Source organism: Tardiphaga sp. 866_E4_N1_4 (assembly GCF_052076075.1).
Taxonomy (GTDB): Bacteria; Pseudomonadota; Alphaproteobacteria; order Rhizobiales; family Xanthobacteraceae; genus Tardiphaga; species Tardiphaga robiniae.
Window position 1 is genome coordinate 5,922,733 of record NZ_CP197242.1, and the last position, 25,744, is coordinate 5,948,476.

General features: G+C 63.1%; 23 protein-coding genes. 9 read left to right on the plus strand and 14 right to left on the minus strand.

Annotation, left to right across the window (positions count from 1 at the left end; translation table 11 throughout):
- The first annotated feature begins 15 nt into the window (after positions 1-15).
- From AB8B20_RS28540 to AB8B20_RS28560, 5 genes are all read left to right on the plus strand, one after another.
- The gene (locus AB8B20_RS28540; protein WP_439073730.1) at positions 16-156 is read left to right on the plus strand and encodes a hypothetical protein; all 141 of its coding nucleotides are present in this window, start codon (positions 16-18) and stop codon (positions 154-156) included.
- Between the two features lie 5 nt (positions 157-161).
- Positions 162-398 carry a DUF6719 family protein gene (locus AB8B20_RS28545; protein ID WP_439073728.1) on the plus strand — a complete coding sequence of 79 codons (237 nt, stop codon included), beginning with the start codon at positions 162-164 and terminating at the stop codon, positions 396-398.
- A gap of 349 nt (positions 399-747) precedes the next feature.
- Complete coding sequence (locus tag AB8B20_RS28550) at positions 748-1,746, plus strand: phosphotransferase (protein ID WP_439073726.1); 999 nt, start codon at positions 748-750, stop codon at positions 1,744-1,746.
- A 41-nt stretch (positions 1,747-1,787) separates the two neighbouring features.
- Positions 1,788-3,131 carry an aspartate aminotransferase family protein gene (locus AB8B20_RS28555; RefSeq protein WP_439073724.1) on the plus strand — a complete coding sequence of 448 codons (1,344 nt, stop codon included), beginning with the start codon at positions 1,788-1,790 and terminating at the stop codon, positions 3,129-3,131.
- A gap of 1 nt (position 3,132) precedes the next feature.
- Entirely contained in the window at positions 3,133-4,518 is a 1,386-nt protein-coding gene (locus AB8B20_RS28560) for a M20 family metallopeptidase (RefSeq protein WP_439073722.1), read from the plus strand.
- 189 nt (positions 4,519-4,707) lie between these two features.
- Here the strand turns inward: AB8B20_RS28560 and AB8B20_RS28565 are convergent, their stop codons facing one another.
- Positions 4,708-5,565: a VOC family protein gene (locus tag AB8B20_RS28565; RefSeq protein WP_439070564.1), complete on the minus strand. Its 858-nt coding sequence runs from the start codon at positions 5,563-5,565 to the stop codon at positions 4,708-4,710.
- Positions 5,566-5,689: 124 nt separating this feature from the next.
- Here AB8B20_RS28565 and AB8B20_RS28570 point away from each other — a divergent pair, with 124 nt between their 5' ends.
- Positions 5,690-6,994 (plus strand): NAD(P)/FAD-dependent oxidoreductase, encoded by a 1,305-nt coding sequence (locus AB8B20_RS28570; RefSeq protein ID WP_439070565.1) that lies wholly within the window; start codon positions 5,690-5,692, stop codon positions 6,992-6,994.
- A gap of 135 nt (positions 6,995-7,129) precedes the next feature.
- Here AB8B20_RS28570 and AB8B20_RS28575 read toward each other — a convergent pair whose 3' ends face one another.
- The 6 genes from AB8B20_RS28575 to AB8B20_RS28600 form a co-directional block, all read right to left on the minus strand.
- On the minus strand, positions 7,130-8,764 hold the full coding sequence (locus AB8B20_RS28575) for an ABC transporter ATP-binding protein (RefSeq protein WP_439070566.1): 1,635 nt from the start codon (positions 8,762-8,764) through the stop codon (positions 7,130-7,132).
- A complete protein-coding gene (locus AB8B20_RS28580; protein ID WP_068738869.1) occupies positions 8,761-9,591 on the minus strand; it encodes an ABC transporter permease in 831 nt (276 codons plus the stop codon). Before AB8B20_RS28580 ends, AB8B20_RS28575 begins: the two co-directional genes overlap by 4 nt.
- A gap of 2 nt (positions 9,592-9,593) precedes the next feature.
- A complete protein-coding gene (locus AB8B20_RS28585; RefSeq protein WP_439070567.1) occupies positions 9,594-10,571 on the minus strand; it encodes an ABC transporter permease in 978 nt (325 codons plus the stop codon).
- A gap of 24 nt (positions 10,572-10,595) precedes the next feature.
- Positions 10,596-12,209 carry an ABC transporter substrate-binding protein gene (locus tag AB8B20_RS28590; RefSeq protein WP_315841036.1) on the minus strand — a complete coding sequence of 538 codons (1,614 nt, stop codon included), beginning with the start codon at positions 12,207-12,209 and terminating at the stop codon, positions 10,596-10,598.
- A gap of 226 nt (positions 12,210-12,435) precedes the next feature.
- Positions 12,436-14,553, minus strand: coding sequence for a catalase (locus AB8B20_RS28595; RefSeq protein ID WP_439070568.1), 2,118 nt, complete (start codon positions 14,551-14,553; stop codon positions 12,436-12,438).
- Between the two features lie 80 nt (positions 14,554-14,633).
- Entirely contained in the window at positions 14,634-15,176 is a 543-nt protein-coding gene (locus AB8B20_RS28600) for a DUF4142 domain-containing protein (RefSeq protein WP_184514310.1), read from the minus strand.
- A gap of 212 nt (positions 15,177-15,388) precedes the next feature.
- Here AB8B20_RS28600 and AB8B20_RS28605 point away from each other — a divergent pair, with 212 nt between their 5' ends.
- Positions 15,389-16,318 (plus strand): N-carbamoyl-D-amino-acid hydrolase, encoded by a 930-nt coding sequence (locus AB8B20_RS28605; protein ID WP_439070569.1) that lies wholly within the window; start codon positions 15,389-15,391, stop codon positions 16,316-16,318.
- Between the two features lie 274 nt (positions 16,319-16,592).
- On the opposite strand, the gene AB8B20_RS28610 is transcribed toward AB8B20_RS28605, so the two are convergent.
- A complete protein-coding gene (locus tag AB8B20_RS28610) occupies positions 16,593-17,252 on the minus strand; it encodes an aspartate/glutamate racemase family protein (protein ID WP_439070570.1) in 660 nt (219 codons plus the stop codon).
- A gap of 87 nt (positions 17,253-17,339) precedes the next feature.
- On the opposite strand from AB8B20_RS28610, the gene hydA reads away from it, so the two are divergent.
- Complete coding sequence (hydA, locus tag AB8B20_RS28615; RefSeq protein ID WP_439070571.1) at positions 17,340-18,806, plus strand: dihydropyrimidinase; 1,467 nt, start codon at positions 17,340-17,342, stop codon at positions 18,804-18,806.
- Positions 18,806-19,921 carry a DSD1 family PLP-dependent enzyme gene (locus AB8B20_RS28620; RefSeq protein ID WP_439070572.1) on the plus strand — a complete coding sequence of 372 codons (1,116 nt, stop codon included), beginning with the start codon at positions 18,806-18,808 and terminating at the stop codon, positions 19,919-19,921. Before hydA ends, AB8B20_RS28620 begins: the two co-directional genes overlap by 1 nt.
- Positions 19,922-19,984: 63 nt before the next feature.
- On the opposite strand, the gene AB8B20_RS28625 is transcribed toward AB8B20_RS28620, so the two are convergent.
- From AB8B20_RS28625 to AB8B20_RS28650, 6 genes are all read right to left on the minus strand, one after another.
- Positions 19,985-20,941, minus strand: a complete 957-nt coding sequence (locus tag AB8B20_RS28625; RefSeq protein WP_439070573.1) for an IS110 family transposase — start codon at positions 20,939-20,941, stop codon at positions 19,985-19,987.
- Positions 20,942-21,215: 274 nt separating this feature from the next.
- Positions 21,216-21,923 carry an ABC transporter ATP-binding protein gene (locus AB8B20_RS28630; RefSeq protein WP_439070574.1) on the minus strand — a complete coding sequence of 236 codons (708 nt, stop codon included), beginning with the start codon at positions 21,921-21,923 and terminating at the stop codon, positions 21,216-21,218.
- Positions 21,923-22,675, minus strand: a complete 753-nt coding sequence (locus AB8B20_RS28635; RefSeq protein WP_439070575.1) for an ABC transporter ATP-binding protein — start codon at positions 22,673-22,675, stop codon at positions 21,923-21,925. The genes AB8B20_RS28630 and AB8B20_RS28635 overlap by 1 nt, the downstream gene beginning before the upstream one ends.
- Positions 22,672-23,508 (minus strand): branched-chain amino acid ABC transporter permease, encoded by an 837-nt coding sequence (locus tag AB8B20_RS28640; RefSeq protein WP_068738541.1) that lies wholly within the window; start codon positions 23,506-23,508, stop codon positions 22,672-22,674. The genes AB8B20_RS28635 and AB8B20_RS28640 overlap by 4 nt, the downstream gene beginning before the upstream one ends.
- The gene (locus AB8B20_RS28645; protein WP_175366873.1) at positions 23,508-24,386 is read right to left on the minus strand and encodes a branched-chain amino acid ABC transporter permease; all 879 of its coding nucleotides are present in this window, start codon (positions 24,384-24,386) and stop codon (positions 23,508-23,510) included. Before AB8B20_RS28645 ends, AB8B20_RS28640 begins: the two co-directional genes overlap by 1 nt.
- 89 nt (positions 24,387-24,475) lie before the next feature.
- Positions 24,476-25,702: an ABC transporter substrate-binding protein gene (locus tag AB8B20_RS28650; RefSeq protein ID WP_439070576.1), complete on the minus strand. Its 1,227-nt coding sequence runs from the start codon at positions 25,700-25,702 to the stop codon at positions 24,476-24,478.
- Positions 25,703-25,744: the final 42 nt, after the last annotated feature.

The window sequence follows — 25,744 nt, forward strand, 5'->3', positions numbered from 1 at the left end:
CAAGTGGCGTCTCGCATGCCTATGCTCCGATTCAAGGAGTCGAAGCTCAGGCAGAAGGTCGGTTCCGCCCTTGAGGCGGTTTCGATCGCATGCGCCCATGTTCTTGCTATCGCGGCCCTGGTGATCATCGGCGGTCTTGTCATCTATGTGAGATAATCGTCGTGCGTACTATTCTACTTGGACTGTTCCTGACGGCCGTCGCCCAGCCGTGTTTCGCGCAAAAATTTCTCTCCTTCGAACCTTTGATGATGGATCCGTATGCGACCGTGTTCGTCGACAACGGTTCGTGTTCGGCGGGCAAGGTGCTGAAGGTGCAAGGTGCGCCGAACAACCAGCGTCGCAAGAAGAGCTGTGTGCCGATCAGCGATGTGCGGCCTGGCGCCGCCAAGGGCAGATAGCCAAGGCCACCGCAACGGCGCTTACGCCGTCGCCTGCTGTATCGTCGGTCGGCCCACGCCATAGGCGTTGACGGCGCCCGGCGCATCGATGCCGCGCATATGCGATGGATGTGGCTTCCGTGGCATCCATGCCCAAATGGGCAGCAAAGGCAGAAAATACGGGCTTAATTCGTCGAAAATGCCCGCATCCGCGCGGACGCCCTGACAAGCGGGAACAGCATTGCTATGGTCGCGCGTACCGGCCGCGACGTGCCGGGTTCCGAATCGAGATGGATCAGTTCAGGTGACATTTGAGCCTTCCGCGCGTCCGGGTGCAATGCAGGGCGGACTCGCGGCATCGTATATAAATATGACGGATGATGAGGCCGTCGATCTCGCCCGCGAGCGTTTTGGCATCGAAGGCCGTCCCACGCGCTTTGCCACCGAGAAGGACGACACCTTCCGAATCGCGCCGGCAAGCGGGCCGCGCTTTATCCTGAAGGTTGCGAACCCCATCGAGGACATTCCCGAGATTGATCTGCAGGTGCAGGTGCTCGATCACGTCGCGGCGCGTGCGCCCGATCTGCCGGTGCCGCGCGTCATTCCCAACGACAAGGGCGAGCGGCATTTCAATTATCTGGATCGTGCCGGCCAGCGCCGGCAGGTGCGGATGATGTCCTATCTCGAAGGCCAGCCTCTCAGCGAGGTGCCGTCCACGGCGTCGGGTCGGGCCGAGATCGGCAAATTGCTGGCGCGGCTCCGCCTCGCGCTGGCCGATTTCAGCCATCCGTCGGATTCAAGGGTTGTCGCATGGGACGTCAAGAACCTGCTGACGCTGCGCGATCTGCTGGCGGAAATCACCGATGCCGGCCAGCGCCGCAAGGTCGAGGCTGCACTGGAGCGCTTCGCCGCCATCGAAACCCGGCTCAAGCAGTGCCGCATGCAGGTGCTGCATAATGATTTTACCCGCTCCAATGTCGTCGTCGATGCGTCGCTGCCGGGTTTTGTCAGCGGCATCATCGATTTCGGCGACACGGTCCGCACCGCGATCGCCATTGATGCATCGACGGCGATGCTCAATCAGTTGCCCGTCGCGATGGACGGCGATGTCTTTGCCGATGGCCGCGATCTGCTGAAAGGCTATCTCTCCATCGCCGATCTGACGGCGGAAGAACTGAGCCTCATTCCGCATCTGATCTTCTCGCGTCTGGCGACGCGCCTGCTGCTGTCCACGGCCATGGCCAACCGGGTGCCGTCCGTCGCCGCCTATGTTCTGCGCAACAATGAGCAGACCTGGGTGCAGATGGACTGGTTCATCGCCCGCTCGATGGACGAGATCTCCGATCAGTTGATGGACTTCGCCAGATAATCTCCGCCACATCCGACCCTGCTTCCAGAGGAAACAACAACATGACCGCAGTCACCAGCGCCCCGCGCGGCAAGATGGTCAACGGCTTCGACCCCGCCACGGCAACCGGCCTCACCGAAGAGAGCCGCGAGCTCGTGAAGCGCCGCAGCGATCTGCTCGGTCCAGCCTACCGGCTGTTCTACAGCAACCCGGTCGAGGTCGCGCGCGCCAAGGGCGTGCTGCTCTATGATTCAGAGGGCAACGAATATCTCGACGCCTACAACAACGTGGTGTCGGTCGGTCACTGCCACCCGCGCGTGGTCGATGCGATCACGCAGCAGGCGCAGACCATCTGCACCCACACGCGCTACATCCAGAAGGGCATTCTCGATTACGCCGAGGATCTGCTCGGCACGTTCGACGGGCCGAAGCGGCATGTGATGTTCACCTGCACCGGCTCGGAAGCCAACGATCTGGCCGTCCGCATGGCTAAGCATCACACCGGCAATCAGGGCATCATCATCACCGAGGAGGCCTATCACGGCAATTCGGAGCTGACTGCCGGCTTCTCGCCGTCGCTCGGGCCGTATTCGCCGCTCGGCACCTTCGTGCGCCGCGTCCCGGCGCCGGATTCCTATCGCATCGCGCCGGAGAAGATTGGTGCATGGATGGCGGAGAAAGTGTCCGAGCAGATCGTCGACCTGCAGCGCCGCGGTGCCGGCGTTGCCGCCTTTATTGCGGATTCGATGTTCTCGTCCGATGGCATCTTCTCGCATCCAACGGACGTGCTGAAGCCGGTGATCGATGTCGTGCACAAGGCTGGCGGCGTGTTCATCGCCGATGAAGTGCAGTCCGGTTTCGGCCGCAGCGGCGAGAAACTGTGGGGCTATCAGCGCCACGGCATCACGCCTGATATCATCACCATGGGCAAGCCGATGGGCAATGGCTACCCCGTTGCTGCTGCTGTGATGCTGCCGGAGATCGTCGAGAAATTCGGCCGCGACAACCGCTACTTCAACACGTTCGGCGGCAATACCGTCGCGATGGCGGCCGCACAGGCCGTGCTGAACGTCATTCGCGACGAGAAGCTGGTCGAGAATTCGCTCCGCGTCGGCAAGATCCTGCGTGACGGCTTCCATGCGCTGGCGAAGAAATATGAGCAGATCGGCGATGTGCGTGGTTCGGGCCTCTATGTGGGCGTCGAACTCGTGAAGGATCGGAGCACCAAGGAGCCGGATGCCGCTGCGGCATCTGCCGTGGTCAATGGTTTGCGCGCACGTCGCGTGCTGATCTCGGCGACGGGCCCTCATGCCAATGTGCTGAAGGTTCGTCCGCCGCTGGTGTTCACCGAGGCAAATGCCGACCGGCTGCTGACCGAGGCCGAAGCCGTGATGGCGTCGCTCTGAGATGACACGGATCGATGCCATCGCGCGGGTCAACGCGCAGTTCACGTCGGGTGATTTCCTCGCCACGCTCGATCGCATGGTGGGCTACAAGACCGAGAGCCAGAGCGACAAGCGCGCCGACGATCTGCGCGCCTATCTTGAGCAGGAACTGACGCCGACCTTCACGGCGCTCGGCTTTACGACTGACATCATCCCGTCGCCGTCGGGGCGCGGGCCACATCTGCTCGCGACCTATCATGAGAGCGACGACCTGCCGACCGTGCTGATGTATGGCCATGGCGATGTGGTCCCCGGCATGGAAGGCGAGTGGCGCGACGGGCTCGATCCGTGGCGCTGCACCACCGTCGGCGAGCGCGTCTATGGCCGCGGCACCGCCGACAATAAAGGCCAGCACGCCATCAACATCGCGGCCCTCCGCGCCGTGCATGAAGCGCGCGGCGGCAAACTGGGCTTCAATGCCAAGTTCATCATCGAGATGGGCGAGGAGATCGGCTCACCCGATCTGCCGAAGGTCTGCGAAGCCCATCGCGATGCGCTGAAGGCCGACCTGTTTCTGGCTTCCGATGGCCCGCGTCTCTCTGCCGAGCGTCCGACGATCTTCCTCGGCTGCCGTGGTGGCCGCCGCATCCATCTCGATATCGAATTGCGCGACGGCGCGCATCACTCCGGCAACTGGGGCGGGCTGCTTGCCAATCCGGCGACGATCCTCGCTTCGGCGATAGCGACGCTGGTCGACAGCAACGGCCACATCCTGCTCGACGCATTGAAGCCGCCGCGCATTTCCAATCAGGTGCGCGCAGCGCTGGCCGATGTGGTCGTCGCGCCGTCGGCCGATGAGCCTGCACTCTCCGAGAATTGGGGCGAGGACGGCCTGTCGCCGGCGGAACGGCTCTACGCCTGGAATACGCTGGAAGTGCTGGCGATCAATGCCGGCAATATCAATAATCCGGCCAATGCCATTCCCGGCAGGGCAAGCGCGGTGTTGCAGCTGCGCTTCGTGGTCGGCACCGATATCGAAAATGTCGTGCCGGCCATTCAGAAGCATCTCGCTGAAAACGGCTTCGCCGACATCAAGGTGAGCCAGTCGCAATATTTTTCGGCCTCGCGCACGGATATCGACAATCCATGGGTGGGCTGGGCCGTCGAATCCGTTCGCAAGACCACGGGTAGCGCGCCGGCGCTGCTGCCGAATTTCGGTGGCTCGCTGCCGAATGACGTGTTCACGGATATTCTCGGCCTGCCCACCGTGTGGGTGCCGCATTCCTATCCCGGCTGCTCGCAGCACGCGCCCGATGAGCACATTCTCCTGCCGGTGACGGAGGAGGCGCTGAACATCATGGCGGGGCTGTTCTGGGATTTGGGTGAAGTGAAGAGTCGGGCGCCGTAGGTCCCTCGCCCCGCCCGGCGAAGCGAAGCTTCGCTAGGCGGGGAGAGGGTGGATCGAATGACCGAAGGTCATTCGAGACGGGTGAGGGGGAGCCAGCGAGTGAAACACTGGCTCCCCCTCACCCGACTTCCACTTGCTCGCGCAAGTGAAAGTCGACCTCTCCCCGCAAGCGGGGCGAGGTAAGCAAGATCAATCCTTCACAAACGCCAGCAACACACCGTTGCCCTTGCTCGGCGGCACGACGACGCCGACATCGCTGCGGCTGCCAGCTGATCCAACGGCCTTCTCGGCCGCTGCAATATCAGCCACGCCGAACACCAGCGAAATGCCGCCACGCTCGGGAATGCCGGCCAGCGATGTGCCGGGGAAGTGTTTCGCAAGCACGTCCTTGGTGACGAACACAAAGTCGGCGCGGTCGCCGCCCGACGGCACGACGACAGCGCCGTCGGCTTCCGTCTTTGCAGTGCCGTCGATCAGCTTCGCCATATGCTGTGCGTCCTTCTCCGGCTCCGGCGTGACGATGAACACCTTCTTCAGGCGCTTCGCCGTATTGGCATGCACCTGCAGCTCGGGAATCCAGACGGTCTCGCGGGTCTTGTGCTGGCAGGCGAAGATGCGGAGGCCGCCGGGGGCTTCCTCATAGGGCCACTGATAGGTGGCGAATTTCGCCGCGCTCAGGCTGCCATCCGGCATCGTCACCGGGCGTTCGAAATCGGTCGGGCCGATCGGCGTGTAACCGCGCGCGCGGATTTCCTCGGCGCCGACAGCGGCGTCGGTGGTGGTGAAGGCGATGCGCTCGATACCGTCGCCGCGCTTGGCGAGAAACGCCCGCGTCGGCGCGTTGTGCTCGGTCTCGTTAAGCACGCCCAAGAGCTCCACATAGTCCGGGCCGAGCATCATGGTGTAATTGCCGGAGCCCATCTTGGCGCTGTGGGTGCCGCGCGGCGACACCGTAAAGCCGAGGCTCTTCCAGTTCGCAGCAGCAGCGTCGAGGTCCTTGACGACGACCACGGCGTGGTCGATTCCAACGATGTTTTTCAGCGTCACGTGCTCATTACCTTGCAATGGATCAGGGCCGTAAACTATGCAGAATGCAGGGGTGCCGCAAGAGAACGGTTATGTTCGGTTTGCGCGGCGCAATGCATGATTGATGCTGCAGAAAGGCGTGACGATGGATACCGCAACTGTGCCCTGGCCGAAGTCGCTCTGGGCCGGCGTCACGCCTCCGGGTCCGGACTTGCCCGAGCTGAAAGGCGCTGTTGATGCCGATGTGGTCGTCATCGGCGGCGGCTTCACGGGGCTCTCGACGGCGCTGCATCTGCGAGAAGCCGGTGTCGATGTCGCCGTGGTCGAGGCGATGGAGCCCGGCTGGGGTGCGTCGGGGCGCAACAACGGCCAGGTGATCCCGACGCTGTCGCGGCCCGATCCCGAAGACATCATCAAGCGCTACGGCGCCGCCGGCGAGCGCCTCGTCGGGCTGATCCGCGACAGCGCCTCGATCCTGTTCGACCTCACGCGCCGTTATCAGATCCAGGCCGAGGCTGAACAGAATGGCTGGATTCAGCCGGTGCATTCGCCGGGCCGCATCAAGATCGCCGAGCGCCGCGTGCGGCAGTGGTCAAAGCATGGCGCGCCGGTCGAGCTGTTGTCGCGCGAACAGATGCGCACGCTGCTCGGCTCCGATGCATGGTTCGGCGGCTTCTGGAACAAGACCGGCGGCCATATCAATCCGCTGGCGCTGGCGCGCGGTCTTGCGCGCGTGGTGCTGGAGCAGGGCGGTCGCATCTATGCGCGCTCGCCGGTGGCGAGTTACGAGCGCAAGGGCGATCGCTGGATCGTCAAGACGAAGAATGGTGAGATCAGCGCGCGCAGCCTGATCGTCGCCACCAATGCCTATACCGGCGAATTCTCCAAGCAGCTCTCGCCCGGCATCGCCAATGAGGTGATGCCGGTGCTGTCTTGGCAGATGGCGACGCAGCCGCTGTCGGACGAGGCGCGCAAGACCATCATCCCCGGTCGGCAGTCGATGTCCGACACGCATGGTGAGCTCTATTTCGCGCGCTACGACGCGCGCAATCGCCTCGTCACCGGCGGCAATGTCGTTGGGCTCGGCGACAAGACGGAGCGGCTGAAAGTTATGGTCGCGGAACGTCTGAAGCGGCTGTGGCCACAGATAGGCGATGTCCAGTTCGACTATGTCTGGAACGGCTATGTCGGCATGACCACGGACTTCCTGCCGCGCATGCACAAGCTCGGGCCGAATGCCTATGGCTGGACCGGCTGCAACGGCCGCGGCGTGGCGCTGTCGGTGGCGCTCGGCGATGAATTCTCGAAGGTGGTGCGCGGTGTGCCGGAGAGCGAACTGGCGCTGCCATTCTCCGAGCCAGTCCCGATCGCAGCCCACGGCCTGATGCGCCTGCTCGCGCCGTTCATGCTGCTGGTGTACCGGCGAAGGGACGCGAAGGAGATGGCTTAGCGTACGCCACGCACTCAGCCCTCATTCTGAGGAGCAGCGCAGCGGCGTCTCGAAGGATGGGCGCGAGCTCGGAACCTAGCCATCTCATGGTTCGAGACGCGCGCAAGTGCGCGCTCCTCACCATGAGGGATGGAGCTACACCGTCACCGGCTTCCGGCTGCGCGCGAAATCGCCGCCGGGGATCGAGGCCAGCAGCGCCTGCGTATAGGCATGCTGCGGATTGCCGAACACCTCGCCGGCCAATCCATGTTCGACGACTTCGCCGTCCTTCATGACCGCGACGAGATCGCAGATCTGCGCGGCGACGCGCAGATCGTGCGTGATGAAGACGATCGAGAGCCCAAGCCGCTCGCGCAGTTCGTGCAGCATCTTCAGCACCTGCGCCTGCACCGAGACGTCGAGCGCCGAGACAGCCTCGTCGGCCACCAGCACGTCGGGCTTCAGCGCGAGCGCACGTGCGAGGCCGATGCGCTGGCGTTGGCCGCCGGAGAATTCGTGCGGGAAGCGATCGATGGCCGAGGGATCGAGGCCGACCAGTCGGAACAGCTCCTTCGCCTGTGCCACTGCCTGCGCACGCGGCGTACCGTGTACGATCGGACCCTGCGCCACGAGGTCGCCGGCCTTGCGGCGCGGGTTCAGCGAGGCGAACGGGTCCTGAAACACCATTTGGATGTGTCTGGTCTCGCGGCGCACCTCGTCGCGCGTGAGCTTCGCCCAGTCCTTGCCTTCCAGCACGATCGATCCCCCATCGGGATCGATCAGCCTGATGATGCAGCGGGCCAGCGTCGATTTGCCCGAACCTGACTCGCCGACAATGCCGAGCGTCGCACCACGTGGCAGTTTCAGGGAGACGGACTTCACCGCATGGGTCACACGCACGCCGCGTCCGAGAAAGCCGCCATTGCGATAGGTCTTCGACACGTTGTCGAGCGTCAGGATGATGTCGTCGGACAGTGCGCGCGGCGGCGGCGCCGTCAGTGGCGGCACCGCGGCGATCAGTTGCTGCGTATAGGGATGCTGCGGATTCGTCAGCACGTCCTTGACCGCGCCTTGTTCGACCACCTTGCCGTGTTGCATCACCACGACCCTGTCGGCGATCTCGGCGACCACGCCGAAATCGTGGGTGATGAACAGCACCGCGGTATTCCTGCGGCTCTGCAATTCCTTGACCAGCTTCAGGATCTGCGCCTGTGTGGTGACGTCGAGCGCGGTGGTCGGCTCGTCGGCAATCAACAGCCGCGGATCAAGAGCGAGCGCCATGGCGATCATCGCGCGCTGACGCTGGCCGCCGGAGAGTTCGTGCGGATAGGCACGCGCGGCCTGTACGGGATCGGGAATGTGCACGTCCTGCAGCAGCCCCAGCACGCGTGCCTTGATCTCGGTCTTGGAGAGTTCGGTATGGATCTCGAACATCTCGCCGATCTGGTCGCCGATGGTGCGCAGCGGATTGAGCGCCGTCATCGGCTCCTGGAAGATCATCGCGATCCCGGCGCCGCGCACTTTGCGCATCTCGGTATTCGACGCGCTGGCAAGGTCCTTGCCCTCGAACAGCACGCGGCCGCCATCGATGGCAACTTCGCCGGGCAGCAGCCGCATGATGGCGTTGGCCATGACAGACTTGCCGGAGCCGGACTCGCCGACCACGCAGACGATCTCATTGGCGGAAATCGCCATCGAGACGCCGTTCAGCGCATGCGAGCGGTCGGCGCCCTTGGGCAGCTTCACGCTGAGGCCGTCGATGGTGAGGATCGGATTGTCCACGGCGCTCATCGGCTTTTCAGTCTCGGATTGAGCGCGTCATTGAGGCCCTGGCCGACCAGTGACACCGCGAGCACCGTGAGCAGGATGGCGATGCCGGGGATCGCGGAGACATACCACTGCACGCGCAGCACGTCGCGGCCGAGGCCGATGAGATTGCCCCATGACGCCACATTGGGATCGGACAGGCGCAGGAAGGCGAGGGCGCTTTCCAGCAGGATCGACAGCGCCATCACCACGCTGGCATAGACAATGACCGGCGGCAGCGCATTGGGCAGGATCTCGCCGAGGATCAGTTGAATGTCCTTCATGCCGAGCGTCCGCCCGGCCTGCACGAATTCGCGGCTGCGCAGCGACATGAATTCCGCGCGCGTCAATCGCGCCGGTGCCGGCCATGACACGATGCCCACGGCGATGGTGACGGTGGTGATGGTCGAGCCGAACACGGCGACCAGCACCAGCAGCAGCACGAAATTCGGCAGCGTCTGGAACGCCTCGGTGATGCGCATCAAGACCGTATCGACCCAGCCGCCATAATAGCCGGCAAAAGCGCCGATCAGCACGCCGATGACGACGGCGATGACAGTCGCCACACCGCCGATCAGCAGCGAGATGCGCGCGCCGTAGAAAATCTGCGCCGCGATATCGCGGCCGGAATTATCGGTGCCCAATAGGAAGCGCGGATTGGAGAACGGCCAGATCAGCGGCCGGCCGGCCAGCGCCAGCGGATCGCGCGGATAGATCCAGCTCGCGGTGATCGCCATCACGATGACCACCAGCAGGAGCAGCAGGCCCACGACGGCTGCCGGGCTGCGGAAATAGCGTTTTACGGCGTCCATCGTCAGCCCTCCGCCTGGATACGCGGATCGAGCCGCGCATAGAGAAGGTCGACGAGGAAGTTGACGAGGATCACGAGAAGCGCCGAGACGAAGACGATGCCGAGCAGCGTGTTCAGATCGCGCTGCACGACAGACTCATAAGCCAGCCGTCCGAGGCCGGGCAGGGAGAATACGCTTTCGACCACGACCGAGCCGCCGAGCATGGTGCCGGCCTGCAGACCGATCAGCGTCACCATCGGCAGCAGCGCATTGCGCAGCACGTGTTTCACCACCACGCGGGTCTCGTCGAGGCCCTTGGCGCGCGCGGTGCGCACGAAATCGAGGTTAAGCACTTCCAGCATCGAGGCGCGCATGATGCGCAGATAAATCGCGAGGAAGATCAGGCCCAGTGTCAGCGTCGGCAGGATCAGATGCAGCGCGATGTCGATGGTGCGGCCAAATCCGGTCTGTACGGCGCCGATATCCTCGAAGCCGCCGGCCGGCAGCCATTGCAGATAGATCGAGAACACCACGATGGCCATCAGACCGAACCAGAACGACGGAGTCGCGTAGAAGACGAGGCCGAGGGTGGAGATCAGCGTGTCCGGCCATTTGTTGACGCCGCGTGCGGCGATGACGCCGAGCAGCAGGCCGAAGAAAAACGCAAAGGACAGCGACGCGGTCATCAGCAGGATCGTCGGCGGCAGCCGCTCGAGGATGACGGTGGCGACTGGCTTGCCATAGATCGAGGAGAAGCCGAGATCGAGGCGGATCAGTCGCCACAGATAGTTGCCGAGCTGCATCGGGATCGAAAGGTCGAGCCCATAGAACTTGCGCAGCTCGCGGGCGGTCGCGGCATCGCCGCCGCCCATCTGCGCCATCATGGCATCGACGGTGTCTCCCGGTGCGAATTGCAGCAGCAGGAACACGCCGATCAGAATCAGGAATAGTGTGGGTATCGAGGCGGCGAGCCGCCGCCCCGCAAGGCTCAGGATGCGCATCTGGCTATTGTGGCGAAGTTTGGCTCAGGCGGAAAGCCAAAGATCGTGCCAGCTCGACGATCCCCAGCGCGGCGTGTTGGAATGGTTACGCGCCTTGGCCGTGATCACCGTGACGAAGATCTGTTCGATCGGCATCCACACCGGCAGTTCGGTGTTGGCTTCCTTGACGAAGGTCGCATAGAGCGCCTTGCGCTTGACCGGATCGATTTCGGTGGCGGCATCGTCGATCACCTTGTCGATGGCGTCGTTCTTCCAGTCCCACTGGTTGGTCCAGGGCGCGCCCTTCGGCTGGCCGGAGCGGTACCAGACCGTGGTCGAGACGGCGGGATCGTTGCGATACTGGTGCCAGCCGGTTGAGAGGTCGAAGGCGTGATCGTCATAGACCTGCTTCAGGAAGCCGCCGCCATCGTTGCGGACGATCTCGACGGGAATGCCGACTTCGCCGAGCGACTGCTGGATGAAGGTCGCCCACAGCGAAATGTCCTCGCCCCATGGCGCGGGCAGGAGACGCAGCGAGAAGCGGGTGCCGCCGGCGCCGGGCTTAAAGCCGGCCTCGTCGAGCAGCGCGATCGCCTTCTTCTTGTCATAGGCATATTGCGGCGTGTCCGGACCCGGATAGAAGTCGGTGGAGACCGAGGGGATCGGGCCGGTGCCGAGCTTGGCGAAGTCGCCGAGGAAATTCTCGATGAAGAACGGCACATTGATCGCATGCGCAATGGCGCGGCGAACGCGGATATCGGCCAGCTCCTTGCGGCGGAAATTGAACTCGATGGTGTTGGTGCGCGCGTTGCCTTCATTGCCTTTGGTGGAGACGATGAAACGCTTGTCCTTGCTCAGCCGTGCCGTGTCGGAAATCGTGAGACCCGTGAACGGGCTGTACTGGATGTCGCCGGCTTCCATCTGGGCGGCGGCCGCGGCGCGATCGGTGACGACCTTCCAGACGATGCGGTCGAGATAGGGCGCATTCGGGCGCCAGTAATTCTCGTTGCGCTCCGCGATGATGTATTGGCCGCGCTCATATTTGACGAATTTGAACGGGCCGGTGCCGACCGGGGCGAGGTTGGTGGGGTTCTGGCGGATGTCGCTGCTGCCCTCATAGAGGTGCTTGGCGGAGATATAGCCGAGGTCCGGCAGCGCGCGCAGCAGCAGGCCGAGCGGCATCGGCCGCTCATATTTGAAGATCGCGGTCTGTGCGTCCGGCGTTTCCACAGCGGTGAGGAACAGCTGCAGGGTCGATCCATAATTGAGGATCTTCTTCCACATGTTCATGGCGGTGAATTGGACGTCGGCGGAGGTGAATGGCTTGCCGTCGTGCCAGGTCACGCCCTTGCGCAACTTGAAGGTGATGGTCTTGCCGTCCGGCGTGGATTCCCAGCTCTCCGCGAGCACGCCGACCGGCTGGCCATTGGCGTCGAGATCGACCAACGCTTCCTGGATCTTTCCGCCGATGATGTAGACGCCGGTGGAGGCCTGAATGCTGGGGTTGAGCTGACGCTGTTCTGCACCGTAATGGACATTGAACACGCCGCCCTTGCGGGGCGTTTCCTGCGCGAAGGCGCGCAGCGGGTTCGCGACATTGGCGGCAATGGCGGCGGAGGTCAGCAGCGCCGTGCGGCGGGTCATTTCCAGGCGGGTCATGGTGTCGAAGTCTCCTGCGTCGTGCCTGCGCAGATGGAACCAGCGCATAGCCCGCGCAACCTAGGGCATAACCGGCGGCCAAGTCATTCCCTAATGCTGCGGCGGCTCAGAGAATTCTTGCAAGACATAGCAATGGCGCAGCATAAAATGCCGCGCCATTGCTTCGATCTGAAAGCTTTGCTCAAAAGTTATGCCGGCCCGCACACAGGGCGGACAACTGCACGTTTCAGCGCATCTTGACGCTCGGTTCGCGGCTCCAGAGCCGCAGCTTGGCCAGCTTGTCCATGAAGCCCGCCACGTCGTCGGCGCTGCCCAGCGCAACGACGCCTTCATCGAGGTCGTCCGCGATTCCCACTTTGGCGAACAACCGCTCGGCGGCCTCGGAATGTCCGATAAACTTGCAGTGGGCAAAGGCGTCGGTGACGAAGTCGCGGGCGGTTGATTCCTGCAAGAGGTCGTCGATTCCGGCTTCCGCCGGGAGCAAGGCGACTGCGTCATAGAGAACGGACGGGCCACCATCGATCATCTGGTCGGCGGCGACCAGGCTGCCATCGCTGGCTTCAACCCCGTTCACCTTTGGCGCAATGATCTCGTATGTTGCGCCGGCCTCCGTCACCGCGCCTTGCAGGGCGGCAAGCAGTTTGGCATCGACCCCGTCGGTGACGAGGATGCCGAGCTTGCGGCCCTCGAAACGCTGCGGGCCATTTGCGACAATGCTGAGCGCTGGCGACTCCGCCAGATCCTGCCGCGTGGGCATCGCCGCGTCAGCAGGCTTCGGCATCGTCGGAAGACCCAGCATGGTGCCGACCCTGTTGGCCAGTCCTTCATCTATGTTCAGGAGATGCGCGACCATGCGCTCGCGGATTACCGGTGTCTTCACTTTGCTCAATTCGAAAGTCAGCGCTGCGGCAATATGGTGTTGCTCGCCCCTGGTCTGGCTGATGAAGAACTGCCGTGCCTGGCTGTAGTGATCCGCAAAGCTCTCCGCGCGCAGCCGACGCTTCGCGCCTTGCTCTATGTCAGCAAATGTCTTGAAGCCTTTGGCGGTTGACTCGCGCGGGCCTACGCCGAACGAATTCGGCTGGTAGTTGACGCGACCGACCGGGTTGCGCATGGCCATGTGCCCGTCCTGCTGGAAATGTCCGAACGGACATTTCGGAGCATTGATCGGGATATGGGTGAAGTTCGGACTGCCGAGTCGCTTCAGCTGTGTATCCAGATAGGAGAAGTTGCGGCCTTGCAGCAGCGGGTCATTGGTGAAGTCGATGCCGGGCGGAACATTCTGCGTCATGAACGCGACCTGCTCGGTCTCAGCAAAGAAATTGTCCGGCATGCGGTCCAGCACCAGACGGCCGATAGCGATGGGGGGCACGAGTTCTTCGGGGATGATCTTGGTGGGGTCGAGCACGTCGAAATCGAATTTGTCAGCAAACTCGTTGTTGAACAGCTGCACCCGCAGCTCCCATTCGGGATAGTCGCCGGACTGGATAGCGCTCCACAAGTCGCGGCGATGAAAATCCGGATCGGCGCCGTTGATCTTGACGGCCTCGTTCCACAGCACCGATTGCAGACCGAGCTTCGGCTTCCAGTGGAATTTGACGAAGGTCGATTCGTCCTTGGCGTTTACGAAGCGGAACGTATGGACGCCGAACCCCTCCATGAAGCGGAAAGAGCGGGGAATCGTTCGGTCCGACATCTGCCACATGACCATGTGCATGCTTTCGGGCGTCAGCGAAATGAAATCCCAGAAGTTGTCATGCGCCGACTGCGCCTGAGGGAAGGCGCTGTCGGGCTCTTCCTTCACGGCATGAACCAGATCGGGAAACTTGATTGCATCCTGGATGAAGAACACCGGGATGTTGTTGCCGACCAGGTCCCAGTTGCCCTCTTGGGTATAGAGTTTGACGGCAAAGCCGCGCACGTCGCGTGCGAGGTCGAACGAGCCTTTGCTGCCCGCGACCGTCGAGAATCGAACGAAGGCGGGGGTTCGCTCGCCTGCGCGCTGAAACAGATCTGCGCGGGTATGCTTGGCCAGTGAACCGTAATTTTCGAAGAAGCCGTGCGCGGCATAACCGCGTGCATGGACCACGCGTTCGGGAATCCGTTCGTGATCGAAATGGAAGATCTTTTCACGAAAGTGAAAATCCTCGAGCAACGTCGGTCCGCGCGATCCGGCCTTGAGCGAGTTTTGATCGTCGAAAACCGGGCCGCCCTGGGCCGTCGTCAGCAACGCGTCATCTGGTCCGGCGATCTGATGGAGTTCGCCGCCTTCACCGCGAACAAGTGTCTGATCGTGAATCGTTACATTGGTGGTGTCGCTCTTGGGCGTCGATGATTTAGCCATGGAATGTCTCGCAGAAGTTACCGGGAGAAGGGCCCGCGATTGCGTTCGCGGGCCTCAGGGAGTTCGGCGTTGGGCAGGCGCTACTTGCCGAGGTTCTGCGCCATTTCGAGGTGATGCTTCAGCGCCGGCAGCGTCTTTCCCGCCCAGTCCTTCAATTCGGCATTGTCGCCGCTTTTGGCGTAGCGCTCGAACAGATCAACCGCGTCCTTGTGGGCGTCGACCTGGATCGAATTGAAGTTCTTGCTGAAGTCAGCTCCGCTTTGTTCCTTCAACTTGTCGAGCTTACTTTGATGCGCGCTGTCGAGCGCTGCCGGAAGTTCGGCCTTGACCTTGCCGCTGCTGACCATCGCCTTCAGCTCGGTGCTGGTCTTGGTGTGATCTTTCACCATCATGGCTGCAAAGGATTTCTCGGCGGCATTTCCCTTGCTTTCCGCCAGCGTGTTGGACTGGATCTCGAACATGTCGCTGATCGCGACCTGCTTGACGAAATCAGGGGTGCTCGGGCTGACACCGAGAACGGAATTGACGCCCGTCTTTTCGCCGACGGACTGTGCGTAAACGGCTGGGGCGAGGGCGGAGGACACGAGCAACAGGCTCGCGGCAATGAGGGTGCGGCGTTTCATGATTTTTCCACTGTTTGGACGAGGGCATCAGGTGTCAGCACAACCGGATCAATCGTGTTGTGTTCCGGACCAAATGAGTCATGGGGGCGAAGGCCCGGATCAGGCCTGTCTGGGCCGCCCGGTCCCAACCGTGCCGGAAGGGCCTCGTGTTGGCTCGATCATTGCTTTCGGTTCTGGTACAAACCGCACGCAACTCGAACCCGGATAATTTTATGCGTAAGCTTACCGTCGCCGCTGCCCAACTGGGCCCAATTCAGAAAGCCGAAAGCCGCGAGGCCGTGGTCAAGCGCATGCTGGCGCTGCTGGACGAAGCCAAGGGGAAGGGCGCCGACCTCGTCGTCTACCCGGAACTGGCGCTGACGACATTTTTCCCGCGCTGGTACATGACCGACCAGAAGGAGGTCGACACCTGGTTCGAGTCGGAAATGCCGAACGCTGCGACGCAGCCGCTGTTCGACGCCGCCGCCAAGGCCGGTATCGCGCTGTCGATCGGCTACGCCGAACTGACGCCCGACGGCCATCACTTCAACACCCAGATCCTCACCGACAAGACCGGCAAGATCGTCGGCAAATATCGCAAGGTGCATCTGCCCGGACATGTCGAATTCGACACCGAGCGTGCGTTCCAGCATCTGGAAAAGCGCTATTTCGAACCAGGCGATCTCGGCTTCCCCGTGTTCCGCGCTTTGGACGGCATCTTCGGCATGATGGTGTGCAACGACCGCCGCTGGCCGGAATCCTATCGCGTGATGGGCTTGCAGGGCGTCGAGATGATCGTGCTCGGCTACAACACGCCGTCGGTGAATTCGCAGAAGTCGGTCGAGGGCCCGGAGCAGCGCCTGTTCCACAATCGCCTGTCGGTGCAGGCCGGCGCCTATCAGAACTCGACCTTCGTCGTCGCCGTCGCCAAGGCAGGTGATGAAGACGGTCATCCCCTGATCGGCGGTTCACTGATCGTCGATCCCAACGGCGTCATTCTCGCCGAAGCCAAGACCGAAGGCGATGAGCTGCTAGTGTGCACCGTCGATCTCGACGACACGAAATTCGGCAAGGACACCATCTTCGACTTCAAGCGCCACCGCCGCATCGAGCATTATGGCCGGATCACCAGCCAGACCGGCGTGGTCCTGCCGCCGGAGTGAGGCGACGCTCTTAAATCGACGAGAAGCGCTGACCTAACCTCTCCCCGCTCCCGGGCGAAGCGAAGCTTCGCTAGGCGGGGAGAGGTCGCCGCGTCTTCGCGGCGGGTGAGGGGCGGTTCACCGCAGTCGCGTTAATGTCGGATTCTCGTGTCGGTCGTCGAGCAGTTCACTTGCTGTAGAGTTAAGGCTGAGTTCGTGCCTCGCCCCTCACCCCAACCCTCTCCCCGCGCAAGAGGCGGGGAGAGGGAGCGCATTCCCGCCGGAGTGAAATCCACTACTGAAACATCACCGTGCCGATGGCCATGCTCACCGCAGCCTGGGTCGGATCGATCACCGGAATGCCGAGCGCATCCTCGAGCGCGCTGCGATGACGCGACATGCCGGCGCAGCCCATCACCACGGCGTTGGCTCCGTCTTCGTCCTTCAACTGGCGGCCGACCTTGATCATACGCACCAGCGTGTCGTCGCCGGAAGCCGCTTCCGCCACACTCATGTTGAGCGGTCGTTCGCCGGCGAAGCGATCCATCAGGCACATCTGGCGGAGATAACGCATGTGCCGGCCGATCGAGCCCTGCGCCACCGCGATGACGCCGAAGCGGTCGCCGCGCGATAACGCGGTCAGCACGCCGGATTCGGCGATGCCGAAGACCGGGCGCTGCGTCGCCTCGCGGCAAACGTGCAGGCCGGGATCGGAATAGCAGGCGATGACGAAGGCATCGGCGGAATTGTCCGCGGCCACCAGCCGGCTCAGCGGTATCGTGACGCTTTCGAGATCGGCCTGCGTCTGCACGCCCAATGGTCCTTCCGCCAGCGTGACGCATTCGATCTCGGGCCCGGCCTCGAACATCACCGGTTGCAACGCCTCCGCGAGGTTGCGCGTCACCTGCGGATTGCTGTTCGGATTGACCACCAGAATCTTCTTGCGGGGCTGCATATTCGGCTCCTTGTCAGGACAGCAGTATTACCGGAAAGTGCGCACCGTCAAAGCCTGTAAATTGTTCGCATATCTGGAGTTCTGCCCTTGTCCGATCCCGTCTACGATCTCGTAATCCGCGGTGGCACCGTCGCCACATCGAGCGATGTATTTGCCGCCGATGTCGGTATTACCGGCGAGACCATCGTGGCTTTGGGCAGTGGGCTTGCAGCCGGCATGACGGAGATCGATGCAACAGGCAAGCTGGTTCTGCCCGGCGGCGTCGATGCCCATGCCCATATCGAGCAGCTCTCCGCCGCCGGCATCATGAATGCGGACACCTTCGAGAGCGCGACGCGGTCCGCGGCCTTTGGCGGCACCACCAGCGTGATTTCTTTCGCCGCCCAGCATGTTGGCATGGATGTGCGCGAGGTCGTGACCGATTACACGGCGCTGGCGAAGAAGGGCGCAATGATCGACTACGCCTTCCACATCATCGTCTCCGACGTCACCGACAAGGTCATCGCCGAGGATATTCCGGCGCTGGTCAGGGAAGGCCATTCCTCGATCAAGATCTTCATGACCTATGACCGTCTCAAGGTCGACGACGAGAAGCTGCTGGATATTCTCGCCGCGGCGCGTGAGGCGAAGGCGCTGGTCTGCGTTCACGCCGAGAACCACGGCGTCATTGCCTGGATGGTGAAGCGCCTGATCGACAAGGGCTACACCGCGCCGAAATATCACGCTGTCAGCCATGCGCGCGTGTCGGAATCCGAAGCCTTCACGCGGCTGATCGCTTTCAGCGAATTGCTCGACCAGCCGGTGATGATCTTCCACGTCTCGACGCGCGAAGGCGCCGCCGTGATCCGCGAGGCGCGCGGCCGCGGCGTCAAGATTTTCGCCGAGACCTGCCCGCAATATCTGTTTTTGACCGCCGAGGACATGGACAAGCCCGGCGCCGAAGGCGCGAAGTGGATGTGCAGCCCGCCGGCGCGCACCACGGACGATCAGGAGGCGCTGTGGCACGCGCTGGCCCTCGGCGATCTGCAACTGATCTCGTCGGATCACGCGCCCTATCGCTATGACGAGACCGGCAAGCTGCGCGCCGGGCCGAACCCGACGTTCAAGCAGGTCGCCAACGGCCTGCCGGGCCTCGAAGTTCGCCTGCCGCTGCTGTTCGACGCGATGGTGTCGAAAGGGCGCCTCGGCCTGTCGAAATTCGTCGAGCTCACATCGACCGCGCCGGCGCAGATCTACAACCTGCCGAAGAAGGGCTCGATTGCCATCGGCAACGATGCCGATATCGCGATCTGGGATCCCGTCCGCAAGGTGACGCTGACGGACGAGATGATGCACGATCTCACCGGCTTCTCGCCGTTCTCCGGCCGCACCGTGACCGGCTGGCCCGAGAAGGTGTTGTTGCGCGGCCGCGTGCTGGTCGATGGCGATACGTTCACCAGCAAGCCGGGCGAGGGACGCCTGATGCTGCGCGAGGGCGGCAGGGCCGCGACGCCGTCAGGCAAGCTCGCTGCCGAAATGGACCCCGCGAAGAACTTCGGCGCGAAGTTGCTGTGATGCCAAACACGCTCGATCCTAATCTGCCGGCCTTCGCCGATATCCAGACGCCTGCGCTGGTGCTGGATGCGTCGGCGCTTCAGCGCAACATCACGGCCATGGCCGAGTTCGCCAAAGCCAACGGCGTTGCGCTTCGCCCGCATGCCAAAACTCATAAGTCGACACGTATCGCGCAGTTGCAGATTGAGGCCGGTGCCGTCGGCATTTCCTGCGCGACGGTGGCCGAGATCGAGGCCTTTGCGCAGGCTGGTATCACAGGTCTGCTGCTCACCACGCCGGTCGCCGACCGGCCGAAGCTCGCCCGTCTGGCCGCTGTCGCGGATCACAGCGACATCAGCATCGTCGTCGATCACGCCGACCAGGTTCACGTGCTGCACGAGTTGCTCGATGCGGGCAGTCGTCCGCTGCAGGTGCTGATCGATATCGATGTCGGCCAGCGCCGCACCGGTGTGGTCGATACGGTATCGACACTCGCGCTCGCGCAACTGATCGAAGCCACGCCGGGCATGACATTCGGCGGCATCCAGGGTTTTGCGGGGCATGTGCAGCACGTGATCGACTCGCAGGAGCGCAGGGCAGGTGCTGCGCGCGTGCGCGCCATGCTCGACGAGCATCTGCATGTGCTGACGGAAGCCGGCATCAAGGCGGAGATCGTCACCGGCAGTGGCACTGGAGCTTGTGCCTATGATGCAACGGGCACTTTCACCGAGTTGCAGGTCGGTTCCTACGTGTTCATGGATTCTGACTACGGCAAGTTGGAGCACGAGGGTGGCGCGCTGCCTTACGATCCAAGTCTGTTCATTCTCGCGACGGTCACGTCGGTCAATCGTGCCGGCGAATTCACCGTCGATGCCGGCGTCAAGGCGATGGCCTTCAACGGCCCGGTGCCGTCGCGGATGATCGGCGCCCCGGAAGGTTCAACCTATCGCTTCGGCGGTGATGAGCACGGCATGATCACGACGCCGGCGGGGGCCGAGGCGCCGAAGCTCGGCAGTCGCGTGTTGCTGCTGACGACGCATTGCGATCCCACGGTGAATTTGCATGCGAGCTATCAGGTGGTCGGGCATAATAATGGCGTGGAGACCTGGCCGGTGCTGGCGCGGTATGGGGCGTAGCGCCCCACGCTCGTCATTCCGGGGCGCGAACGAAGTTCGCGAACCCGGCGACTGTCTTGTCTGTCAATGGGGCTGGGTCTCTCCGTCATAGTGTTTGTTGGCTTTGACGAGCGCGTTGGCGGTGATGAGGAGCTTTCGGGCAATGGCGATGAGCGCCACCTTGGCCGGTTTTCCCTGCAACCGCAGGGCCTGATAGGCTTGTTTCATCTGCGGATGATGGCGGCAGGCAACGAGAGCTGCCATGTACAGCGCGGCGCGAACGCAGGGCCGACCGCCGGCAATCATCGCCCGCGGTGGCGCATTGCCGGACTGGCTGACATGCGGCGCCAGCCCGGCAAGGCTTGCAATGGCCCTGCGGTCGATGGTGCCGATCTCGGACAGATCGGTCATCAGGACGGTGGCAATGCGCTCGCCGATCCCCGGGATCGAGGTCAGGATCCCGAAATTCGTTGCCAGGCGGGTATTGTCGGCGATGCGTCGCGCCAGCTCCGCCTCGATCTGCCGGCATTGCTCGGTGAGGCCCGCGATGGCGGCACGATGGCTGGCGAGCAGCAGCGGCTCGTCGGTCTGCTTGAGCCGGCTTTTCTCCATGGCGATCATCTCGGTGAGCTGACGGCGGCGCGTCGAGAGGGCCTTGAGAGCAAGCTGATCGGCAGATGGCAGCGGGCGGATCGCATCGGTCATGGCGAGAGCAAACCGCGCAATCAGCCGTGCGTCCAGTCCGTCGGTCTTGGCGCGGCGGCCCTCGGCATCGCGGAATGCCTTGATCCGCCGTGGGTTGACGACGCCGACCTCGAAGCCTGCGGCGGCGAGCGCAAGGACCAATCGCTGCGCATAGGGGCCGATCGCCTCGAGCACGACACGTCTGACGCCATCCTGCGCCAGGCGCGCAACGATGGCTGCGATGCCGGTCGACGCATTGGCAACACGGAAGGTCTTGCCCGAGGGGGCAAGGCCGATATCGAGAAAACGCTGGCCGACATCGATGCCGGCTGCGACTGCAAGCGCTTGAGCTGTCATGGGATCAGACCTGTATGCGGGCAACCGGTGCCCTTGCGACTGTTCGATCAGACAAAACAGGCGAGATGCCATGCCGGGTTACGGCCGATTGGGCCTGGAATCTAACGGGCTATCTCCGCCTGCCGTCACTATGCGCGTGACAGATCGCCAGATACAGGAATCCCGGAGTGGCTTGGCTCCCCGGCGTTTCAACTATCTCGGGATTCCGGGCTCGCGTCCGACAAGAGTCGGCCGCGCCCCGGAATGACAGAGTGTGGCTAAGACAAGTACTGCGTTAATGCGGCCCACCCAAAAACGCATCCGAGACCGTCGGGTCATTGATCAGCGCCTGCGCCGTGCCTGAGGTCACCACGCGGCCGGTCTCCAGCAGATAAGCCCGGTCCACGATCTTCAGCGTCTGCCGCGCCTTTTGCTCGACCAAAAGCACTGTCAGCCCTTCATCGCGGAATTGCGCGATCATGCTGAACAGGCTCGCGGTCATCAGCGGTGCGAGGCCGAGCGATGGCTCGTCGAGCAACAGCAGCTTCGGCTTCGACAACAGCGCGCGGCCGATGGCCAGCATCTGCTGCTCGCCGCCAGAGAGAAGACTGGCGAGGCCGTCGCGGCGCTTGCCGAGAATCGGAAAGCGCTCGAGCATCTTTTCCACATCGGCCATCGCCGCAGACTTGTCGCTGCGGGTGTAGATGCCCATCAGCAGATTTTCATAGACCGTCATGCGGGCCAGAATGCCGCGGCCTTCCGGCACCAGCGCGATGCCGCGGCGGAGGTTCTTTTCGGCCGCATTCGGCACGAGCTTCTCGCCCTGATAGGTGATGTCGCCCTGGAATGGCAGCAGTCCTGCAATGGACCGCGCAATCGTGCTCTTGCCGGCGCCGTTGGCGCCAAGCAGCGCGACGATCTCACCCTGCTTGATATCGAGATCGACGCCGCGCACCGCGGTGATGGCGCCGTAGCGGACCTGCAAGCCTCGGATGGTGAGCATCAGTCGTCCTTTCCGAGATAGGCGTCGAGGACGACAGGGTTGGCGCGTACTTCCTCGGGCTTGCCTTCGGCGATCAGCACGCCAAAATCGAGGACATAGAGATAGTCGCAGAGCCGCATCACGAAATTCATGTCGTGTTCGATCAGGAGAATGGTGAGGCCGGTGTCGCGCAAGCGGATCATCAGCGCGCGGATCTCCTCGGCCTCGTCATGATTCATGCCGGCGACGGGCTCATCCAGCAGCAAGAGCTTCGGCCTGGCGGTGACGGCGCGCGCCATCTCCACCTTGCGCTGGATGCCGTAGGGCAGCGACTTGGCCGGGCGGTCGCGCAGTTCGGTGAGACCGAAGAACGCCATCACTTCCTCGGCGCGTTCCTGCGCCGCCGGATTGGCCCAGGAGATCGGCAGCAGACGCCGCCATGCGCTTTCGCTATGCGGCTGCGCCACCAGCAAATGCTCCCAGACCGTCATGCTGCCGAACAGCCGGATGTTCTGGAAGGTGCGGGCGATGCCCTCGCGCACGATGCGATAGGACGGCCACTGCGTGACGTCCACGCCCTTGAGTTTCACTTCGCCTGCATCGGCGCGATAGGCGCCTGTGATGGTGTTGAACAAAGTCGTCTTGCCGGCGCCGTTCGGGCCGATCACGCCGACGATCTTGCCTTCCGGCACTTCGCAGTCCATGCCGGACAGCGCATGGATGCCGCCGAACGTCTTGGTGACGCCGGTGAGTTGAAGCAGCGCATTGCTCATGCCGCAGCCCTCCGGAAGGTAAGCGTTCGGATCAGCGAACGATCGAGAATGCCCTGACGCCGTACCAGCAGCACGACGATCAGCAGCGTGCCGAAGGCGGCGAGCCGCCAGTCGGCGATCGGGCGCAGGAATTCAGGCAGGAACACCAGCAGCAGCGAACCGACCAGCGATCCCGGTCCGACGGTGGAGCCGCCGAGGATCACGGCCAGCACGAATTCGATCGAGCGATCGAAGCCGAAATTGGCCGGCTCGATATAGACATTGTGATGCGCGAACAATCCGCCGGAGATCGCGGCCACGGCGGCGCCGACACCGAAGGCGCCGATCTTGGTCACGGTGGTGTTGAGTCCGATCAGGCCTGCGGCCGTCTCGTCATCATGGACAGCCTGCATTTCCAGCCAGACGCGCGAGCGCTCCAGCAGCATCACGGCGATCAGGATGCCGCCGGCCCACAGCCAGACATAGCCGACCGAGATGTGCTGCATGCCGCGATAGCCGCCGGAGCCGCCCATGGCGTCGAAATTGAGGAAGAAGCTGCGCACCATTTCGCCGAAACCGACGGTGGCCATGGCGAGATAGATGCCTTTCAGGCGTAGCGCCGGGAAGGCAACGATGGCGCCGATGATGCCGGCGGCGATGGCCGAGATCAACAGGGCGAGGGTCAACGGCACGTTCAGCGCGACGGTGAGGTATGACGACAGATACGCGCCGATTCCCATGAAGGCGCCATTGCCGAGCGAGAGCTGGCCGGTGGCGAGGATGATATAGACGCTGAGTGCGCCGAGCAGGAGGATGCCGGACTCGGCGAGCAGGCTTGCATAATAGGTCGACATCAGACGCGCTGCCCCTGATCGGACCGCGCGCCGCCGAGCAGGCCCTGCGGACGCAGCAACAAAATCAAAATCATGAAGCCGTAGACGACGAAGTCGCGCACCTGCGAGCCGCCGTAAGCAACCGTCAGCACTTCGGCGATGCCGATCAAGGGACCCGCGACCAGCGCGCCCCAGATCTGGCGCGTGCCGCCGATCACCATCACGGCGATGGCCTTGAGGCCGATCTCGACGCCGAGATAGGGCGTGATGGTGCCATAATGCAGCGCGATCAACACGCCGGCGACGCCGGCGAGCGAGCCCGACAGGATGAAGGCCAGCATGGTCAGGCGGTCAGCGGAGACGCCCAGGATTCTTGCGACTTCGCGGTTCTCGGCGACGGCGCGCAGCGCGCGGCCCATCGGGGTCTTCTGCACGATATAGGCAACCAGCGCGACCAGCACGACGGTGGCGACGAGCACGATCAGCTGCATCTCGCCGATATTGACCGGGCCGAACGCATATTGCTTGCCGAAATACTCGTCGGGGAGCTGGGCAGGATCCGAGCCCCAGATGTTGGTGGCGACGTTCTGCAGGATGATCGAGAAACCCAGCGTCGACAGCATCGGCGTCACCAGCGGCGCGTCGCGCAGCGGCTGGTAACCGATCTTCTCGATGGCGATGGCGATCACGGCTGCGCCGAGCATGCCGCCGAGCACGGCGACCGGAAGGGGGAAGCCTGCGGTGATCAGCGTGAAACCGAGATAGCCGCCGATCATGAAGAGTTCGGCAATCGCGAGATTGAGAATGCCGAGAATGCCCATCACGAGCGAGAACGACAGCGCCAGCAGCGTATAGACCGCTCCGAGCGTCAGGCCGTTGACGAGTTGCTGTATCAGCATGGGGATTGCAATCGTTAAATCAGGTGGTCGTCATCATGACTGCGGCCGGGAAGACTTCCCGGCCGCAGCGGCGTGGATGGTGCAGAAGATCAGCAGGCCGGATGGTTCGGCGCGGAGCTGCAGCCCTTGACCTTGGTGTCCCAGGCGCCGTTCTGACCCTGCAGCACATAGAAGGCCTTGATCGCGTCGCCGTCGTCGTTGAAGCCGATCGGGCCGCCGAGACCGGCGAAGCCTTCGAGCTTGGCAAGGTGATCGCGGATCTTGGTGCGGTCGGCTTCGAGATCGGCCGGCTTGCCGGTGACGCCAGCCTTCTTGATCGCGTCGATATACATCGAGACGATCTCGTAGATGTTGGCGTCATACATCGAGGGTTCGATGTCCTTCGGCAGGCCCGATTCCTTGCGCAGCAGCGGCGTCAGGGTTGCTGTGAATTTCTCGGGTGCCGGGCCCGTCATGGTGGCGTAGAAGGTCGCAGGCGCGATCACCGGGATTTCCGGCGCAGCCTTGAGAATCGCCGACGAGATCAACTGGGTGGCGCCGACGACGGGCTTGATCAGACCCTGGCGCTTCATCTCGCGCAGCACGGTGATGGCCTGGCTGTAATCGGCGCTGACAACGACGCCGTCGGGATTCAGGGCCTTCAGTTTGGTGACCTGTGCGGAGACGTCGAGGTCGCCGGTGTTGAACGATAGCAGATCGTTCTCGTTGGCGACGATGATGTCATTGGCCTTCAGCACGGCCGGCATGATCACCTTGCCGACGGTGGACGCCGTGGCGTCCTTGGCGTCGAAGATCACGGCGACGGTCTTGATGTTGAAGGCCTTCTTGTAGAACGGCACGGTGGTCTTGGCGAGAACGCCTTCGTCGATGGTGTTACGGAACGCCCACGGACGGTTGAGCTTCGCCACGCCCGGCTTCGAGGAGGCCTGCGAGGTGGAGACCACCTTCATTTCATTGGCGACCGGGAAGGTCACTTCGGCAGCGCTCGAGGTCAGCGGACCGGCCACGGCAAGAACCTTCTCGTCGCCGGCCAGCTTGCGCAGCGAGCTTGCGGCCTGCGCCGGCTTGGCGGCGTCGTCGAGGATGGTGATCTTCAGCTTGGCGCCATTGATGCCGCCGGCATCGTTGGTCTGCTGTTCCAGCATCTTCAGCGTCACGGTGTTGCTGCGGCCCCACTCGGCGAACGGACCGGAGCTCGGCACCACCGCGCCGATGGCGATTTCCTGCGCCCATGCCTGACCGCCAACCATGGCGGAAAGCGTGACGGCGGCAACTGTGCCCAATACGCGCGGCAAATTCGATTTGATCCGTGACATCGACGATCGTCCTCTTCTGCTGATGCTTTTGCTGCAGCGATC

Excerpts from the sequence above, each read along its gene's own strand:
- AB8B20_RS28540 (WP_439073730.1), top strand. The coding sequence starts at position 16 with ATGCCTATGCTCCGATTCAAGGAGTCGAAGCTCAGGCAGAAGGTCGGT.
- AB8B20_RS28550 (WP_439073726.1), top strand. The coding sequence starts at position 748 with ATGACGGATGATGAGGCCGTCGATCTCGCCCGCGAGCGTTTTGGCATC.
- AB8B20_RS28555 (WP_439073724.1), top strand. The coding sequence starts at position 1,788 with ATGACCGCAGTCACCAGCGCCCCGCGCGGCAAGATGGTCAACGGCTTC.
- AB8B20_RS28560 (WP_439073722.1), top strand. The coding sequence starts at position 3,133 with ATGACACGGATCGATGCCATCGCGCGGGTCAACGCGCAGTTCACGTCG.
- AB8B20_RS28570 (WP_439070565.1), top strand. The coding sequence starts at position 5,690 with ATGGATACCGCAACTGTGCCCTGGCCGAAGTCGCTCTGGGCCGGCGTC.
- AB8B20_RS28575 (WP_439070566.1), bottom strand. The coding sequence starts at position 8,764 with ATGAGCGCCGTGGACAATCCGATCCTCACCATCGACGGCCTCAGCGTG.
- AB8B20_RS28580 (WP_068738869.1), bottom strand. The coding sequence starts at position 9,591 with ATGGACGCCGTAAAACGCTATTTCCGCAGCCCGGCAGCCGTCGTGGGC.
- AB8B20_RS28585 (WP_439070567.1), bottom strand. The coding sequence starts at position 10,571 with ATGCGCATCCTGAGCCTTGCGGGGCGGCGGCTCGCCGCCTCGATACCC.
- AB8B20_RS28590 (WP_315841036.1), bottom strand. The coding sequence starts at position 12,209 with ATGACCCGCCTGGAAATGACCCGCCGCACGGCGCTGCTGACCTCCGCC.
- AB8B20_RS28595 (WP_439070568.1), bottom strand. The coding sequence starts at position 14,553 with ATGGCTAAATCATCGACGCCCAAGAGCGACACCACCAATGTAACGATT.
- AB8B20_RS28600 (WP_184514310.1), bottom strand. The coding sequence starts at position 15,176 with ATGAAACGCCGCACCCTCATTGCCGCGAGCCTGTTGCTCGTGTCCTCC.
- AB8B20_RS28605 (WP_439070569.1), top strand. The coding sequence starts at position 15,389 with ATGCGTAAGCTTACCGTCGCCGCTGCCCAACTGGGCCCAATTCAGAAA.
- AB8B20_RS28610 (WP_439070570.1), bottom strand. The coding sequence starts at position 17,252 with ATGCAGCCCCGCAAGAAGATTCTGGTGGTCAATCCGAACAGCAATCCG.
- AB8B20_RS28620 (WP_439070572.1), top strand. The coding sequence starts at position 18,806 with ATGCCAAACACGCTCGATCCTAATCTGCCGGCCTTCGCCGATATCCAG.
- AB8B20_RS28625 (WP_439070573.1), bottom strand. The coding sequence starts at position 20,941 with ATGACAGCTCAAGCGCTTGCAGTCGCAGCCGGCATCGATGTCGGCCAG.
- AB8B20_RS28630 (WP_439070574.1), bottom strand. The coding sequence starts at position 21,923 with ATGCTCACCATCCGAGGCTTGCAGGTCCGCTACGGCGCCATCACCGCG.
- AB8B20_RS28635 (WP_439070575.1), bottom strand. The coding sequence starts at position 22,675 with ATGAGCAATGCGCTGCTTCAACTCACCGGCGTCACCAAGACGTTCGGC.
- AB8B20_RS28640 (WP_068738541.1), bottom strand. The coding sequence starts at position 23,508 with ATGTCGACCTATTATGCAAGCCTGCTCGCCGAGTCCGGCATCCTCCTG.
- AB8B20_RS28645 (WP_175366873.1), bottom strand. The coding sequence starts at position 24,386 with ATGCTGATACAGCAACTCGTCAACGGCCTGACGCTCGGAGCGGTCTAT.
- AB8B20_RS28650 (WP_439070576.1), bottom strand. The coding sequence starts at position 25,702 with ATGTCACGGATCAAATCGAATTTGCCGCGCGTATTGGGCACAGTTGCC.